The organism is Sphingomonas pruni NBRC 15498 (genome assembly GCF_001598455.1).
GTDB lineage: Bacteria > Pseudomonadota > Alphaproteobacteria > Sphingomonadales > Sphingomonadaceae > Sphingomonas > Sphingomonas pruni.
On the sequence record NZ_BCYZ01000027.1, the window covers coordinates 36,945 to 52,914 of the forward strand.

Here is a 15,970-nt window from a genome sequence, read left to right on the forward strand (position 1 = left end):
ACGCGCAGCGGCTTGGTGGAGGGGGGCCAACCCCAAACGAGCAAAAAGCGAGAAGGTGGCCGCAGGATGGGCCCCCTCCACCACGCGACTACGTCGCGCGGTCCCCCTCCCCGTTCCGGGGAGGATTGAAAGAGCCACACTCATTCCGGCAACGCCGCGCGGTCGATCGCCTGGGCGAGTTGCTCGATCCACAGGTCCGGGCCGTCCTCGACGATGGTCGCGGCGGATTCGAGCACGAAATGGCCGCGCTCGACCTTGATATCGCCGGCAGCGAAGATGTTGCTGGGCAGATGCCCGTCGACCAGCGGCATGTCCTCGGGGTTGAGCCGCAGCACCGCCGATTCGGCGTCGTCGGCGAGCATGCCGGCGGCGAGCACGACGCGGCGGTTGAGCAGGCCGGCGTCGATCCCTGCCTCGGCCACCAACTGGCGAACCAATTCCATTACGGTCTGCCGAAGATGCCCGGCCAGCCGGTCGCGATCGATGCGGCGATCGTCGTTGATCGCGGCGGTCAGGCCGTCGATCAAGGCGCGGTCGCGCGCCGTATTGGCGGCGATCTGGGCCATCGCCGCGGCAACGCCTTCCTCATAACCGAGCGCCTTGGCGGTGGCGATCGGATCGACGAACCCCGACGGCTGTTGCGTCGTATCGAACGGATCCCAGCCCTCTGTCGGATCCTCCTGGCGATCCGCCGGTTCGAAATGGCGCGGCCGCGCATCGGGTGCCGGCGGCGGTTCGGGAGTCATGTCGCGCGGCGAGAAAGCGACGCCCTTGGCGGCGAAGGCGCGGCGCAAGGCGGCCCCCGCCTGGTCGTGGCGGCTGGCGAAGCCGGCGACGAAATCGGGCATCTGGCGGTCAGACATAATCGTCGTCGCCGCCCATCATGATCGTGCCGTCCTTGGCCAACGCGCGGGCGAGCTGGATGATCGCCTTTTGCGCGTCGAGCACTTCGCTGAGCTTCATCGGGCCGCGTGCTTCCATCTCGTCGCGGATGCCGTCGGCGGCGCGCGACGACATACAGCCGAGGAAGCGGTTGCGGGTTGCCTCGTCGACGCCCTTGAGCGCACGGGTAAGCAGGTCGCTGTCGACATTGCGGATCAGCGTGCCCAGATTCTTGTCGTCCATATCGAGCAGGTTCTCGAACACGAACAACGCTTCCTCGATCGCCTTGGCGACTTCGCGATCGATCTTGAACAGCTTGGGCATCACGCGCTGCTCGGTGGTCTTGCGCGCACCCGACAGGATGCGGGCGGCTTCCTTGGTACCACCGAGCATCACGCCAGCCGGCTGCCCGCCGGCGCCGCTGCGATTGGCGAGCATCGTGCGGAGCGTATCGACCGCCTCGGGCGTGATCGGTCCCAGCCGCGCGACGCGGTGCAGGATTTCGGGTTGCGCTGCATCGGGCAGCAATTCGAGCACTTGCCCCGCGACGTCCTGATCGAGATTGGCGATCACCACCGCGGCGATTTGCGGATGTTCCTTCTCGATCATCGCCGCGATCTCGGCGGCATCCATCCAGTCGAGCAGGTCGATCTGGCATTGCGCGTCGGGCGGGGTGATCCGCGCCAGCACGCTGTCGGCCTTTTCGGGACCGAGCGCGCGCGTCATCATCGTCTCGATGATCGGCTTGGGATCGAACCCGATCGCGGTGCGGTCGCGCGCTTTGCCGACGAAATCGTCGAGCACCATCTGCACCTCGGGTTCGCCGACATCGGCGACCGCGAACATCGCCTTGCCGAGCTGGCGAACTTCCTCGGGATCGAGCTTCTGGAGGATGGCCGCGGCCTCCTCCTCGCCGACCAGCATCATCAGCACGGCGGCGCGTTCGACACCCGAATAGGCGCGGAAAGAGGCGGGAGCGTTCATCAGCGGGCGTCCGATTTGATCATGTCACGCACCGCGAGCGCGGCGCGCGTCGGGTTGTCGCGGGTGAAGCCGCGGACCATCCCGATCCGGTCGTCGAAATTCTGCGCACTTTCGAGCGCGTCGATGCTGACCGGCTGCCCGTTGGGGCCACTGCCGGTGCCGGGTGCCATCGGCGAGCCGATCCCGAAGGTCGCGTTGAGGTCACGTCCGGCCGCACCGCGCCCGGTATCCTCGCGCTTCTTCATCAGCGCCTTCGACAGCGGGCGGACGCCGAGCATCAGCACCAGCAAGGCGATGACGATCGCGGTGACGTTGCGCAGCACCATCGCCAGCCAGCCGCTCTCGTACCAGGGCTGTCCACCGCCGAGATCGGGGGCGGCGGCGAAGCGGCGGCTGATCACGGTGACCTGATCGCCGCGCGCCGCGTTGGCGCCGACTGCTGAGTTCACCAATTGCGTGATCTGCTGCATCTCGACCGGCGAGCGCGGCTTCGACCCTTCGACATCGCGCAGGACGACCGCCACCGACAGACGCCGGAGCGCGCCGGGGGCGTTGCGGGTGACCGAGACTTCGCGGCCGAGATCATAGGCACGGGCATAGCTGTCGCTCGCCTTGGCGGTGTCGGGCATCACCGGCGAGGCGGCAGCACCGGCTGCGGCGGCAGGCGCGCCCGCCGCTGGCGCCGCACCGGGAGCGGGAGCGGGAGTCGGGGTGGGCGTCGGCGTCGCCACCGTGGTCGGCGGCGGCGGGGTGTTGGACAATGCGCCCGGGATTCCGCCCGGCGCCTGCGCGCTTGGCGCATCCTTGTTGGTCCAATTGCCCTGCTCGGCACGCAGCGCGCCGGACTTGTCATAGCTTTCGCGGGTCGAGCTGGTGTCGTCGAGATTGACGTCGGCCGTCACCTCGGCGGTGAAATTGCCGGCGCCGACCAAGGGCGTCAGCAGCTGGGTCAGCTGCTCGCGATATTTCTGTTCGACCTGGCGCTGATAGCGCACCGCGGCGTCGTTGCTGTCGCTGCCGGCGCTACCGGGCTTGGACAACAAAGCGCCCATCTGGTCGACGATGGTGACGTCGTCGGGCTTCATCCCCGGTACCGACGAGGCGACGAGATTGACGATCGACGAGACCTGGGCATCGCTCAGCGCACGCCCAGCCTGGAGCTTGACGATGACGCTGGCCGACGGGGCGGCGTTATCGCGCACGAACACGGTGTTTTCGGGTACGGCGAGATGGACGCGCGCCTCGGCGACGGCATCGATATCCTGGATCGAGCGGGCAAGCTCGGTCTCGCGCGCCTGGCGCAGGCGTTCGCCTTCCACCGCGCGGCTGACGCCCATCGGCAGGTTGTCGAGGATCGCGTAACCGCCCGGCGCCGCTTTGGGCAGGCCTTGCCCCGCCAGCAGCATCCGCGCCTTGGAATAATCGTCCTCGTTGACGGTCAGCGCGTCAGTCGCCTCGTCGATCCGGCCGGTGATCCCGCCGGTCTTGAGAGCGGCCATGACCTGTGCCTTGTCCGTATCGGGCAGCCCCGTGAACAGGGTCTTCTGCGTCGGCGTGGACAGCATGAACCAGGCGAGCGCGGCGGACGCGATCAGCCCGACCATCAGGATCATCGGCAGGCTGCGGCGGATCGCGGGTTGCCCCAGCATTCCCTGGACCTGCTTCAGCGGGTTGGCGAAACGCTCGGTGGCGAGCGGCGATGTCTGTGTAAGTTCGTTGCTCATGGCCTATCTCACACCGGCATGCTCATGATGTCCTTGTAGGCGGACAAGAGCTTGTTCCTGACTTGCAAGGTTGCTTCGAAGCTGACCGACGCCTCCTGGCGGGCCAACATCACCTTGGCGATGTCGATCGTCTCGCCGCGTTCATAGGCGGCGGAGATGTCGGACGCGCGGTTCTGGCTGTCGTTGACGCTGTTGAGCGCGCTGGTCAGCGAGTCCGCGAAACTGGCCGGTCCGGCCGGCTGGACCGCGGCTGGCGCGGCGGTCGGCCCCGCCGCCCCGGCCCGCGCCAGTGCGGTATTGCGTTCCAGGATCTGCGCGCGCAGCGCCATCACCCGGTCGACGCTCATCGCGCCGCCAATGCCGTTGATGCCGCTCATGCCCACATCCTCGTGATATCTTCACCCTGCTCGCGCGCTCGCGCGAGACGATAGCGAAGCGTGCGTTCGGAAATGCCGAGCCGGCGCGCGGTCTCGATCCGGCTGCCGCCGCAGGCGGCGAGCGTTTCGCGGATCGCCTGGAACTCGCTGAACTGGACGACATTGGCGAGCGTGTCGGCATTGCGCGCCGGAACCGGATCGGCCTTGGGCTCGGGACGACGGTCGAACACGATATGGCTCGCGCTGATCGTGTCGCCGGCGGCGAACAGCAAGGCGCGCTGGATCACGTTCTCGAGCTCACGGACATTGCCCGGCCAGTCATGCGCCATCAGCGTGTCGATGGCGCCCTGGTCGGGCCAGGGGATCGACTGGCGCGTGCCCGAATGGCGCAGGATCATCGCCGCGGCGAGCGCGGGAATATCCTGCGGGCGATCGGCCAGCGCGCGCGTGGTCAGCGGAAATACCGACAGGCGATAATAGAGGTCGGAGCGGAAGCGGCCGGCGGCGACTTCGTCCTGCAGGTCGCGGTTGGCGCAGGCGATGATGCGGACGTCGATCGGGATCGGGGTCGAGGCACCGATCGGGATGACCTCGCGCTCCTGCAGCACGCGGAGCAATTTGGCCTGCAGCTGAAGCGGCATCTCGGCGATCTCGTCGAGCAGCAAGGTGCCGCCCTCGGCCGCGCGGAAGAACCCTTCGCCCGCCGCGCTGGCGCCGGTGAAGGCGCCTTTCTGGTGGCCGAACAGCAGCGCTTCGAGCATGGTTTCCGGAAGCGCCGCGCAATTGATCGCAACGAACGGCTTGTCGCGGCGGCGCGATTTCAGGTGGATGGTGCGCGCGAGCACTTCCTTGCCGGTCCCGGTCGGGCCGTTGATCAGCACGGTGATGTCGGCATCGGCGACGCGCTCGGCCAGCGCGAACAGCGCCAGGCTTTCGGGGTCGGCCGCGGTCGGCGCTTCGGGGCCGGCGGCATAAGCATAAGCAAAGGCCGATCCGATCGCATTGTCGGCCGGGCCGAACGACAGCCGCGCCGGCGTCCCGCCCGATCCGCGGCGGAATCCCTGCCCTTCGCTGCCGATCACCAGCGTACGGTCCGCGATCGGCGGCGTCTCGCCTTCCATCACCAGGAACACGTCATTCGCCTGCGGCCGGGCATCGCCCTCTGCGACACCCAGGCCCTGCGCACGCAGCGACGAGACCAGGGCATATTTTTGCCGGACCACCGAGGCGGATGGAAAGATCGAACGCATGAATTCCCCCTTCGTTAAAAGGGGCAATGCCCGGCATATGGTAAACGAGGCGTAAACCATCCGGCAAAAGCGGCAAAAAATTACCGCGTGGCTACCCGGAATGGAATCGACCGGCAAAGCACCGGCAATTTTTTGCCTAAAGCCCGGCAAAAGGTTGCCGTTCTCTGCTTCAGACGGCTCGGCCCCTCGCACAGTTTCGGGGGAGAGGCGGGGATCGTCGTAGCAAGTGGAGACTCGGACATGACTGTTATCGGAAGCAACGTAGCGGCGCTCCGCGCCACCAACGCCTCTAACCAGGCCAACCTGGCCCTCTCGACGGCGATGAACCGCCTGTCGACCGGCATGCGCATCAACTCGGCCAAGGACGACGCCGCTGGCCTCGCCATCTCGGCCTCGATGACCGCCCAGATCAAGGGCATGAACCAGGGCGTCCGCAACGCCAATGACGGCATCTCGATGGCGCAGACCGGTGAAGGCGCGCTGGACGAGGTCAACAACATGCTGCAGCGTATGCGTGAGCTCGCGGTGCAGTCGGCCAACGGCACCTATTCGACCACCGACGCCGCCAACATCACCGCGGAGCAGGACGCTCTGTCGGCGCAGATCGGCTCGATCGTCACCAACACCGCGTTCAACGGCAAGAACCTGTTCGCCACGGCATCGAACACCGTGTCGGTCCAGGCCGGCGCCAACACGGCCGACGCGATCTCGGTCGACTTCACCCAGCTGAACGCCGGTACGACCAAGCTGTCGGCGGTTGTCGATTTCGCCGCCGGCAAGATGAAGACCGGTCTGGCGCTGAGCGCGTTCGACGACGCGATCAACGAAGTGTCGACGACCCGCGCGGGTCTCGGCGCCAGCCAGAACCGTCTGCAGTCGGCGGTCAACAACCTGACCAGCAACGCGACCAACCTGACCGACGCGCGCAGCCGCATCCAGGACGCCGACTTCTCGTCGGAATCGACCAACCTGGCGAAGGCGCAGATCCTGGCCCAGGCGTCGACCTCGATGCTGGCCCAGGCCAACCAGTCGCAGCAGGGCGTGCTCAAGCTGCTCGGCTAATGAAGAAATCCTGCCCGGTCCCATCCCCCCGAGGGCTGGGCAGGACAGGCTTCGAGTGAAGCGTACCAGAAGATCCCGGCGGCCGATCGCCGCCGGGATTTTCATGGTGACGAAAAAATTTACTTAAACGGTCGCGAAAGCGGTCGTTCGTTGCTGTCGACGGCTCGACCTACTGCCTTGGGGGTGGCGGGGAGCGTCAGCAACGGAGACCATTATGACCGTTATCGGTAGCAACATTTCCGCGCTTCGAGCGCAGAATGCTTCGACCAAAGCCAACGACGCCTTGTCGACGGCCATGAACCGCCTGTCCACGGGCATGCGCATCAACTCGGCCAAGGACGATGCCGCCGGCCTCGCCATCTCGGCGTCGATGACCGCGCAGATCCGCGGCATGAACCAGGGCGTACGCAACGCCAATGACGGCATCTCGATGGCGCAGACCGCCGAAGGTGCGCTCGACGAAGTCACCAACATGCTGCAGCGCATGCGCGAGCTCGCGGTGCAGGGCGCCAACGGCACCTATTCGGCCAGCGACGCCGCCAACATCACGGCGGAGCAGGACGCACTGGGCGCGCAGATCAGCTCGATCATCGCCAACACCAGCTATAACGGCAAGAACCTGTTCGCGACCGCGACCAACAACGTCACGATCCAGGCGGGCGCCAATTCGACCGACACCGTCACGATGTCGTTCACCCAGCTCAACGCCGCGACGACCAAGCTGTCGGCGGTGGTCGATTTCACCGCCAACAAGATGAAGACCGGCCTCACTTTGTCGGCGTTCGACGATGCGATCGCCGAAGTGTCGACCACGCGCGCCGGCCTCGGCGCGGGTCAGAACCGCCTGCAGTCGGCGGTCAACAACCTGACCAACAACGCGACCAACCTGACCGACGCGCGCAGCCGCATCCAGGACGCCGACTTCTCGGCCGAATCGACCAACCTCGCCAAGGCGCAGATCCTGAGCCAGGCGTCGACGGCGATGCTGGCGCAGGCGAACCAGAGCTCGCAGGGCGTGCTCAAACTGCTGGGCGGCTGAGGCGCGTAAGCGCCAAAGGCGTACGGCCTCGGCACCAACCCCCCTTCACAGGGTGTCGGGGCCGACCACGAACCCCGGCGGTCTTCGCGACCGCCGGGGTTTCTTGTTTTTGCGGGGTTGGACTCGGTTGCGGTACGGGGCCTGCAATACGCTAGGTGCGACGGTTCCAATCCCTGCAACCGGCCTGACTGATGAAGGCTCGGCGTTTTTCGGTTGCCGGATGGTACTGCCAACAGAACTCGGTTTCATACTGCTGACCGCTCGCGCTGGCATAATCGACACGACCAATGAAAAAGGCGAAGGCGCGCTCTTCTCCGACGCTCTCAAAAGCCTCAACGGAATAGGGCATGGACGAGACGCATTCGAAGGCGCGTTCATCCTGGGCTCCGATGACAAAGTCGGAGTCGAGAAACTGGTTTGGTGGGTACCGATAGTCCGGTGGAATCTTGGGCCAAATGGCGAACTCTGCGCTGATCGTGCTAACTATCGCCGGGGTCTTCCCAAAATTCTTGACGGCATAGGTCAAGAAGATGGGCCATCGTTTGCTGTCCGCTCCCGCTGCGCGTTCGGCCAAGCGCGGAAGCTGCTCGGCGACCCCCGCACTATCGATCTCCACCAATATGTACGGACGCTCAAGGGCGGTAAAAGCGTGCTCGGACAAAGCGAGTTGACGCTCCGCAGCGGCTGCGGCCTTGGCAGCCTCTGTGACGCCATTCCCGGTGTGGACTGCGGCCCGCTTAGCCCATCTGGCAGCAAGGAAGGCGGCGAAAAGGGTACCAAACCCTACGATGAGGCCCAACATGCCAAACCAAGTTTGCCAGTACGAATAGCGAGACTGATCGATGGTCGCTTGCGCGACGGCCCTATCGCAATTTTCTGTTTTGCTGTCGGCTGTTATGCATGTGCCTTGATCGCTTGTGCGACGATCGGGAGCGGGGGATCGGTCGGCGATCGGCGCGGCGGCTCTTGGCTTTTTGCCACTGGTCTCAGCTTGCGCGTTATTCCCCTGCTCACCTTCAGTTTGGGCCGCCCCGGTTAAGGCTAACCATCCGATAGCCGCAACGACGATACACCGGTAGCCTCTAGGCATTGGATCAAGAACACCGCTGTGAATTTACCCCGGCCGATCTTGTTCCTGATATTCAGCTCTGTGTCTATTACGCCGATGTCCCACAGCTCCCCGACCAGGTCGGCGCAGGTCATCCCCTTGCGGGGAAGCTCGGCTTTCAGCCACCGCTTGAACGGGCCGGCACCGTGACAGCGAAGCTGAAAAGAACTCTACGGCTCGATCACGATCTTGCCGATCATCCGGCTGTCGCGCATCGCCTCGAACGCCGCGCGCCAGTCGGCCAGCGCGTAGCGGCGATCGACGCGCGGGCGGATGCGGCCTTCCGCCGCGAGCGCCCAGATAGCGTCCTGATTCTCTCTGCCCTTGTCGGGAAAGCGGCGGCCATATTCGCCGGCGCGCACGCCGATCACCGAGAATCCCTTGATCAGCGGGATGTTGGTGGCGACGCTCGCGATCCGTCCCGAGGTGAAGCCGATCACCAGCAATCGCCCGCCGAACGCGATACACCGCGTGCTTTCGTCGAATATGTCGCCGCCGACCGGGTCGAAGATTACATCGGCACCGCCGCCAGTGATCTCCTTGACCGCCTCGCGAAAGCCCGGCGCCGGCAAGGTCGCGTCGACGCTATAGTCCGCCGCCACCGTCGCGAGCTTGTCCGGCGAACGCGACGTCGCGATGACCCGCGCGCCGAGCGCCTTGGCGAGATCGACCGCGGCCAGCCCGACCCCGCCGCTCGCACCGTGGACCAGCACCCACTCACCCGGCTGGACATTGGCGCAGCGCACCAGCGAAACATAAGCAGTGTTGTATGCCGCGCCGACGCTGGCGCCGGCGGCGAAATCGAGATTGGCCGGCAGCCGCCGCACGCTTCGCGCATCGGCCGCGACCAATTCGGCGAACCCGCCGAGCCGCGTTCCCGCGACCACCGCGTCGCCGGGCGCGAACCCGCTGTCGCGATCGGCTTCCACCACCTCTCCGGCGACTTCCATCCCGGGCACGAACGGCAGATCGGGCTTCAGCTGATATTTGCCCTCGGTCATCAACAGGTCGGGAAAATTGAGCGAGGCCGCGCGCACGCGGATCAGCACCTGGCCCGGCCCGCGCTCCGGATCGGGCAGGTCGGCCAGCGCGCAGCCGGCGAAATCGGGACCGAGTTGGGAAACCACCAGCGCTTTCATCGCCCTGCTGTCCCCCGCCCGCGCGTGCCGGTCAATCGCCAACGCGTTGCACTATGCAACCAATATGATAGCCATATAGCCGAGGGAGAGGGGTATGACGGGCGTCGTTCTGGTCACCGGGGGCAGCGGCTATATCGCCGGCTTCACCATCCGCCAGCTGATCGAGCAGGGCTGGACGGTCCGTGCCACGATCCGCAACCTCAACCGCGAAGCCGAGGTTCGCGACTGGCTCAAGGTGGACAATGACCGCCTGTCCTTTTTTGCCGCCGACCTGACCAGCGACGCCGGCTGGGCCGAGGCGATGGCCGGGTGCAGCCATGTCGTCCACATGGCCTCCCCCGTCCCCATGCACGCGGTGAAGGACGAAAACGAAGTGATCGTGCCGGCGCGCGACGGCGCGTTGCGCGCGCTCCGCTTCGCCCGCGATGCCGGGGTCACGCGGCTGGTGATGACCTCGTCGGTGGCCGCGAGCTTCTATGGCCGCGCCGCGGGCAAGGAGGTTTTCACCGAGGCCGACTGGACCGATGTCGCGGCGAGCGGCGTCTCGGCCTATGCCAAGTCGAAGACGATCGCCGAGCGCGCGGCGCGCGACTGGATCGCGGCCGAGGGCGGCAGCCTGGAATTCGTCACGGTCAATCCCGGGCTGGTATTGGGGCCGCTACTCGGCACCGATTTCTCGCCGTCGCTCGAAGTGGTGAAGCGCGTGCTCGAGGGCGCCTATCCGGCATTGCCCGATCTCGGTCTGAACCTGGTCGACGTCCGCGATGTCGCCGACCTCCATGTCCGCGCGCTGTCCGCGCCAGACATCAGCGGCGAGCGCTTCATGGCAGTGGCGCCGCACGGTTTCCTGCGCCTCATCGAGATCGCCGCGATCCTGCGCGAGCGGCTGCCCGACCACGCCGGCAAGGTGCCGACGCGGCGGATGCCCAATTGGGTGATGCGGATCGTGGCGCTGTTCGACCCCGCGGTGCGCCAGCTGATCGGCGAGCTCGGCAAGGTCCGCCACGCCGAGCCGACCCACGCGATGGACAAGCTCGGCTGGCGCCCGCGGCCTGCCGCCGACAGCGTGGTCGACACCGCCGAGAGCCTGATCGCGATGGGGGTGTCGAAGGTTTAGCACTGGACTCGTTATCGTCGGCACCCCATCTCCGAGTCACGAGATAGGGGATAGCGATGGTCAGCACATCGAACGACGGCATCATGACGGAATATCTCGTGAAATACGGGGTCATCATCGCCGGCGAACGCAATCGGCCCACCGAATTGCTCGAACTGCTCTACATCACCGACCGCTATCGCGCCGGCCAGGACCTCAAGAAAGCCAAGGCCGGCTACGATATTTCGGTCTGGCGCGGCGTCGATGCCGGCGAGATCGAGACGCGGCTGACAGATCTCGACGATTTCATGAAGTCGCTCGCGCGCGATCGCGCAACCCTGTGGGGCGCGTCGAACTGAACTTGCCCTGGCCCGCCTGCTAGGCGTGAGTCGCCATCGGTTGCGCCGCTTGTGGTATTGGGAATCGATCGAGCAGTACGCTCCAATCGGTCGCCGCCATGCTCGGCCGACCTTTCACGCGTTCGATCCAATCAGCAAGATTGGCGTGCGACGCGAGGAACGCCGCGCCCTCGGCGAAATCGGGCAGGAAGACGAAGTGCGGTATCAACATCAGATCGGCGAGGCTCAGCGCCGGCCCCGCCACATAGTTCTGATCGCCAAGCAGGCGCGCGAGCTCGTCGACCACTTCCTGCGCGGCCGGGATCGCGGCGACCACCGCCGCATCGTCGACCGGAATACCGAAATGCGGCGCGACGAGGCGAGGAAAGGTCACCGCGCCGCTGAGCCGCGGCGCGACATAGGAATCGACGATCCCGATCACCTGGTTCATCCGGGCCCGCAGCTTGCAATCGGTCGGCGTCAGCGCCGGCTCGGGCGCGATCTGATCGATATAATCGAGGATCGCCCGCGTTTCGTAGAGACGGAAATCGCCGTGATCGAGCACCGGAATCTTGGCGAAGGGATGCAGTCGCGCCTTGTATTCGGGCGTGCGATTGCCGCCCATCGGCAAAGGCTCGAGCCGCCACGGCAGACCCTTTTCCTCCAGCACGAGCAACGGCGCGCGGACATAGGGGCTGCCGGGAATGCCGTGGATCACGAAGTCGGTCATCATGCCTCCTTTTCGGTAAGTTCGGCGAACAATTGCAGCAGACCCGGCCAGCCGCCGCCAAGCTGCGCGGCGATTCGCTCGGCCGATTCGCCGAAGCGTTCGAGCCGGCTGTGGGTCAGCGTCACGCGCGTGCCGGTGCCGTCGGGTACGAACGTCACTTCGACTTCGGTGGTGAGATCGGGGTCGTATTTGAACGCGGCATCGATCTGCCAGCCGAGCAGCACGCGGCCGGGCGGTTCCCAGGCCAGCACCTTGCCCCATTCGGTCTCGGCGCCATCCTCGTCGCGCTCGAACCAGCGCCCGCCGGCGCGCGACTCGATCACGACCTCCTCATGCGGCTTGGCGCCGATCGTCATGCCGCGCTTCCACCACCGGCCGATCGACCCGGTGAACAATGTAAAGGCGCGATCGGGCGGCACCGCGACGGTCACCGACTGGACGATCGGGGCAATGCTCATTCGGAGCTCTCCTGCTGGTCGGCAAAATCCTTGAACGCGCCGAGCTGGTCGCCCCAGAAGCGGTCGAGCCAGTCGCGCAAGGCACCCAGCCCGCGGGGGTCGAGGCGATAGACGCGGCGCGTGCCGTCGGGCGTGTCAGTCACCAGCCCGGCCTCCTTCAGCACCTTGAGATGCTGCGACACCGCCGGCCGCGATACCGGCAACCCGGCGGCGATCTCGCCCACCGCGCCGGGAGCGGCGCCAACGCGCTCGAAGATCGTCCGACGCGTGGGATCGGCAAGCGCATTGAGCGCGACAGCGATTCGGTTAGCCATGGCTTACGGTAAGCCATCGCTAACATTATAGTCAAGCGCCGGATGGCGACGCTCGCTCAGCCCTCTAGCGAACGGATGACCTTGGCCGGCACGCCGGCGACCAGGCTGTTCGGAGGGACATCCCTGGTTACCACCGCTCCTGCCGCGACGACCGAATTCTCGCCGACCGTGACGCCGCCGATGATCGTCGCGCCGGCGGCGATCCACACATTGCGTTCGATCACGATCGGCGCCGCGGTCACACCGTCGCGCCGCCGCGAGGGCTCGAGCGGATGGCCGGTGGTGATGATGCTGACGTTCGGGCCGATCAGCACGTCGTCGCCGATATCGACGCCGCCGAGGTCGTAGATCGTGCAATTCTGGTTGATGAAGACGTTGCGCCCGACGCGGATGTCGCGGCCATTCGCGGTATAGAAAGGCGGGATCAGCATGAAGCTGTCGTCGACCGGGTTGCCGATCAGATCGCTGAACACGGCCCGGATTTCCTCGCCATCGGCATAGGTCAGGCGGTTGAGGACAGGTGTGATCGCCAGCGCACGCTGGGTATTCGCCACCATCGCCGCGGATTCGGGCGTGCGGCGGTGGATTCTGATCGTGCGATCCTTGTCCGGCATGCGAATCCTCTCATTGCGAACTGGCGGGCTTGTCTAACAACAAAGGGGCGCCCGCGATCATGTCGCGGACGCCCCTGCCGGTTCGATCTCTCGAACGATTACCAGATATGGACGCGCTTTTCGGGCGGCAGGTACAAAGCGTCGCCCGGCTTGATGTCGAACGCCTTGTACCAAGGGTCGAAGTTCCGGACGATGCCGTTGACGCGATACTTGGCCGGCGAATGCGGGTCGGTCAGCAGCAGCTGGCGCTGCAAGCCGTCACGCAATTTCGCCTGCCAGGCCTGGGCATAGGCAAGGAAGAAGCGCTGATCGCCGGTCAGGCCGCCGATCACCGGCGCCTTGCCGTGCTTCGCCTGATAGAGCTGATAGGCGGCATAGGCCGCTTCGACGCCGCTGAGGTCGCCGATATTCTCGCCCAGCGTCAGCTTGCCGTTGATCTTGGTCCCCGGGATCGCTTCGTAGCCGTCATATTGCGCAGCGAGCGCGGCGGTATGTTCGCCGTACGATTTCTTCGCCGCGTCGGTCCACCAATTCTCGAACTTGCCGGTGGGGCCGAACTGGCTGCCCTGATCGTCGAATCCATGGCCCATTTCATGGCCGATGATCGCTCCGATCGCCCCGTAATTGACGGCCGGATCGGCATTGGGATCGAAATAGGGCGGCTGCAGGATCGCCGCCGGGAAAGTGATCTGGTTGGCGAGCGGATTGTAATAGGCGTTCACCGTCTGCGGGGTCATCCCCCACAGGGTCCGGTCCACCGGCTTGGGGAAACGCTGCAGGTCGAGCTGATGATCGAACTCGGCGGAACGCATCGCATTGCCGAGCAGGTCGCCGCGTTCGACCTGAAGCGACGAATAATCGATATATTTGACCGGGTGCCCGATGCGCGGTTCGAACGCCGCCAGCTTGGCCAAGGCCGCCTTCTTGGTGGCGTCATCCATCCAGGTCGAGCCGGCGATCTTCTTGCCATAGGCCGCGCGCAGATTCTCGATCAGCTCGGCCATTTTGGCCTGACTCGAGGCAGGGAAATATTGCTCGACATAGAGCTTGCCCACCGCTTCTCCGAGCGCGCCGTTGGTCAACTGCACGCCCCGCTTCCAGCGGTCGCGCTTGACCTGCACGCCCGACAATGTCTTCGAATAGAAATCGAACCGCGCATCGTCGAACGCCTTGGGCAGGAAGGTCGCGTGGTCGCTGACGAAGTGGAAAGCGAGATAGTCCTTCCACGTCTGGAGCGGCGTCGCGGTCATGATCTTGCCCATCGCCGTCAGGGCGGTGTTGTTGGCCATCAGCACCTTGGGCGACGATTCGAGCCCGGCGGTCTTGAGCATCAGCGCCCAATCGAAGTCGGGCGCCTTGGCCTTCAGCCCGGCGACATCCTCGGGATCGTTGAGCTTGGCGATATCGCGGCTTTGTTCGGGCGACCATTGATCCTTGGCCATCGCGGTTTCGAGCGCGACGATCGCATCGGCCTTGGCGCCGGCGTCGGGGATGCCGGCGAGTTCCTGGATCTGCTGGACATAGGCACGATAGGCCTTGCGGAAAGCGTCATATTTCTCACCCTGCAGCAGGTAGAAATCGCGCGGCATGCCGAGGCCGCCCTGGCCCACGACAGCGGTATAGTGCTCGGGATCCGAAAGGCTCGGCATCGTGCCGAGTTCGACCGGCGAGGCATAGCCGGTGCTGGCGAACAAGGTCTGCAGCCCGGTCAAATCGTTCACCGCGGCGATCTTGGCGAGATACGGCTTGAGCGGCGCGGTGCCCTTGGCCTCGATCCCCGCTTCGTCCATCCAGCTCGCGTAGAAATCGCCGACCTGCTTGCCGGTCGCGCCATATTTGGTCGGGTTGGCGGCCATGTCGTCGAGGATCTTGCGAACGTTGGCCTCAGCCTCGTCGCTCAGGATATTGCCATAGCCGACCGATCCTTTGTCGGCGGGAATCTCGGTGCGCTTGGCCCAGGCGCCATTGGCATAGGTCCAGAAATCGTCGCCCGGCTTGACCGCCTTGTCCTGGGTGGTGAGGTCGATGCCGAACGCGCCGTAGCGCGGCGCCGTCGCCGCCATCTTCGCCACTGCCGGGATCGCAAGCGCCAATGCCGCGGCGCCGAGCGCCAGCCGCCCGATAACCTTCTTGTTCATTTCAGAAAAACTCCCGCCCTACGTGTATTATGAAACTATAGCGGCCAGCAAAAGCACACGCAATCGACTTCGCCAATAAACCCTGTCAGTGATGCGCATCATGGGGCGGAATATTCTGCACAAAGCGAAGACGCTGGCCGGGGTGGGGTGGCGACGCCAAGCATTGGTGGCGGAAGCCTGCGCCAGCATGTTCGCGGCGCGGATGATCCTGCTGATCCTGCCGTTCCCGAAGGTGGCGCGGCGACTGGGCGACTTCGTCGCCCCGGCCGACCCGCGCGTCGCCGAGCGGGCGGCGGCGACCACGCCTCATGAAGCAGCGACGGCGCGCACGATCGGCTGGGCGGTTCGCTCGGCCGCACCGTTCATGCCGTTCCGTTCGGTGTGCCTGCAACAGGCGATGGCGGCGCAGGCGATGCTGCGGCGGCGCGGGATCGGCAGCGTGATGCGTTTCGGCGCGAGCCCGAACGATAAACGCGCGATCGAGGCCCATGCGTGGCTCGACGCGGCGGGCGTCAAGGTGACCGGCTATCCGATCCCGAAGGAGATGGGCGAGATCGCGTGCTTCGTGTGAGGGGATAAGGTCGGCTTAATTCCCACCGTCATGCCGGACTTGTTCCGGCATCCAACGCGCAACAACAGCTGCATTCCGTCGTGGAACCTTGGACCCCGGAACAAGCAACCGTGTTTAGGCGCAGGCGAAGGCTGGGTCGTCGCGGG

18 protein-coding genes are annotated in these 15,970 nt (G+C 65.5%); 5 read left to right on the forward strand and 13 right to left on the reverse strand.

The features are described 5' to 3' along the window. Positions 1-140: 140 nt before the first annotated feature. Genes SPR01S_RS10085 through SPR01S_RS10105 form a run of 5 tightly spaced genes read right to left on the reverse strand, consistent with a single transcriptional unit; the run spans position 141 to position 5,217 of the window. Positions 141-863 carry a FliH/SctL family protein gene (locus tag SPR01S_RS10085; RefSeq protein WP_245661940.1) on the reverse strand — a complete coding sequence of 241 codons (723 nt, stop codon included), beginning with the start codon at positions 861-863 and terminating at the stop codon, positions 141-143. Further along, entirely contained in the window at positions 856-1,866 is a 1,011-nt protein-coding gene (fliG, locus tag SPR01S_RS10090) for a flagellar motor switch protein FliG (protein WP_066588852.1), read from the reverse strand. Before fliG ends, SPR01S_RS10085 begins: the two co-directional genes overlap by 8 nt. Then, positions 1,866-3,590 (reverse strand): flagellar basal-body MS-ring/collar protein FliF, encoded by a 1,725-nt coding sequence (fliF, locus tag SPR01S_RS10095; protein WP_066588854.1) that lies wholly within the window; start codon positions 3,588-3,590, stop codon positions 1,866-1,868. Before fliF ends, fliG begins: the two co-directional genes overlap by 1 nt. A gap of 8 nt (positions 3,591-3,598) precedes the next feature. Further along, entirely contained in the window at positions 3,599-3,967 is a 369-nt protein-coding gene (gene fliE, locus SPR01S_RS10100; RefSeq protein WP_066588857.1) for a flagellar hook-basal body complex protein FliE, read from the reverse strand. Then, positions 3,964-5,217, reverse strand: a complete 1,254-nt coding sequence (locus SPR01S_RS10105; RefSeq protein WP_066588866.1) for a sigma-54 interaction domain-containing protein — start codon at positions 5,215-5,217, stop codon at positions 3,964-3,966. Before SPR01S_RS10105 ends, fliE begins: the two co-directional genes overlap by 4 nt. A 240-nt stretch (positions 5,218-5,457) precedes the next feature. Here SPR01S_RS10105 and SPR01S_RS10110 point away from each other — a divergent pair, with 240 nt between their 5' ends. Together SPR01S_RS10110 and SPR01S_RS10115 are read left to right on the forward strand one after the other, a co-directional pair. Next, positions 5,458-6,279, forward strand: a complete 822-nt coding sequence (locus tag SPR01S_RS10110) for a flagellin N-terminal helical domain-containing protein (protein ID WP_066588868.1) — start codon at positions 5,458-5,460, stop codon at positions 6,277-6,279. 214 nt (positions 6,280-6,493) lie between these two features. Beyond that, a complete protein-coding gene (locus tag SPR01S_RS10115; RefSeq protein ID WP_066588870.1) occupies positions 6,494-7,318 on the forward strand; it encodes a flagellin N-terminal helical domain-containing protein in 825 nt (274 codons plus the stop codon). A gap of 151 nt (positions 7,319-7,469) precedes the next feature. Here SPR01S_RS10115 and SPR01S_RS10120 read toward each other — a convergent pair whose 3' ends face one another. From SPR01S_RS10120 to SPR01S_RS10130, 3 genes are all read right to left on the reverse strand, one after another. Then, positions 7,470-8,120: a hypothetical protein gene (locus SPR01S_RS10120; protein ID WP_066588877.1), complete on the reverse strand. Its 651-nt coding sequence runs from the start codon at positions 8,118-8,120 to the stop codon at positions 7,470-7,472. A gap of 239 nt (positions 8,121-8,359) precedes the next feature. Beyond that, entirely contained in the window at positions 8,360-8,548 is a 189-nt protein-coding gene (locus SPR01S_RS22190; RefSeq protein WP_066588879.1) for a DUF6471 domain-containing protein, read from the reverse strand. 48 nt (positions 8,549-8,596) lie between these two features. Further along, on the reverse strand, positions 8,597-9,565 hold the full coding sequence (locus SPR01S_RS10130; RefSeq protein ID WP_066588882.1) for an NADPH:quinone oxidoreductase family protein: 969 nt from the start codon (positions 9,563-9,565) through the stop codon (positions 8,597-8,599). 94 nt (positions 9,566-9,659) lie between these two features. On the opposite strand from SPR01S_RS10130, the gene SPR01S_RS10135 reads away from it, so the two are divergent. Beyond that, positions 9,660-10,682, forward strand: coding sequence for an NAD-dependent epimerase/dehydratase family protein (locus SPR01S_RS10135; protein ID WP_066588884.1), 1,023 nt, complete (start codon positions 9,660-9,662; stop codon positions 10,680-10,682). A gap of 56 nt (positions 10,683-10,738) precedes the next feature. Continuing rightward, positions 10,739-11,020: a hypothetical protein gene (locus SPR01S_RS10140; RefSeq protein ID WP_066588893.1), complete on the forward strand. Its 282-nt coding sequence runs from the start codon at positions 10,739-10,741 to the stop codon at positions 11,018-11,020. Positions 11,021-11,039: 19 nt separating this feature from the next. Here the strand turns inward: SPR01S_RS10140 and SPR01S_RS10145 are convergent, their stop codons facing one another. From SPR01S_RS10145 to SPR01S_RS10165, 5 genes are all read right to left on the reverse strand, one after another. Then, positions 11,040-11,729, reverse strand: coding sequence for a glutathione S-transferase family protein (locus SPR01S_RS10145; protein WP_066588931.1), 690 nt, complete (start codon positions 11,727-11,729; stop codon positions 11,040-11,042). After that, on the reverse strand, positions 11,729-12,187 hold the full coding sequence (locus tag SPR01S_RS10150) for an SRPBCC family protein (protein WP_066588903.1): 459 nt from the start codon (positions 12,185-12,187) through the stop codon (positions 11,729-11,731). Before SPR01S_RS10150 ends, SPR01S_RS10145 begins: the two co-directional genes overlap by 1 nt. Continuing rightward, positions 12,184-12,501, reverse strand: a complete 318-nt coding sequence (locus SPR01S_RS10155) for an ArsR/SmtB family transcription factor (protein ID WP_066588909.1) — start codon at positions 12,499-12,501, stop codon at positions 12,184-12,186. The genes SPR01S_RS10150 and SPR01S_RS10155 overlap by 4 nt, the downstream gene beginning before the upstream one ends. 56 nt (positions 12,502-12,557) lie before the next feature. Next, positions 12,558-13,115, reverse strand: coding sequence for a sugar O-acetyltransferase (locus SPR01S_RS10160; RefSeq protein WP_066588911.1), 558 nt, complete (start codon positions 13,113-13,115; stop codon positions 12,558-12,560). Between the two features lie 98 nt (positions 13,116-13,213). Then, positions 13,214-15,253: a M13 family metallopeptidase gene (locus SPR01S_RS10165; protein WP_066588914.1), complete on the reverse strand. Its 2,040-nt coding sequence runs from the start codon at positions 15,251-15,253 to the stop codon at positions 13,214-13,216. Between the two features lie 100 nt (positions 15,254-15,353). Here SPR01S_RS10165 and SPR01S_RS10170 point away from each other — a divergent pair, with 100 nt between their 5' ends. Continuing rightward, positions 15,354-15,824, forward strand: a complete 471-nt coding sequence (locus SPR01S_RS10170; RefSeq protein WP_169803416.1) for a lasso peptide biosynthesis B2 protein — start codon at positions 15,354-15,356, stop codon at positions 15,822-15,824. The last annotated feature ends 146 nt before the right edge of the window (positions 15,825-15,970 follow it).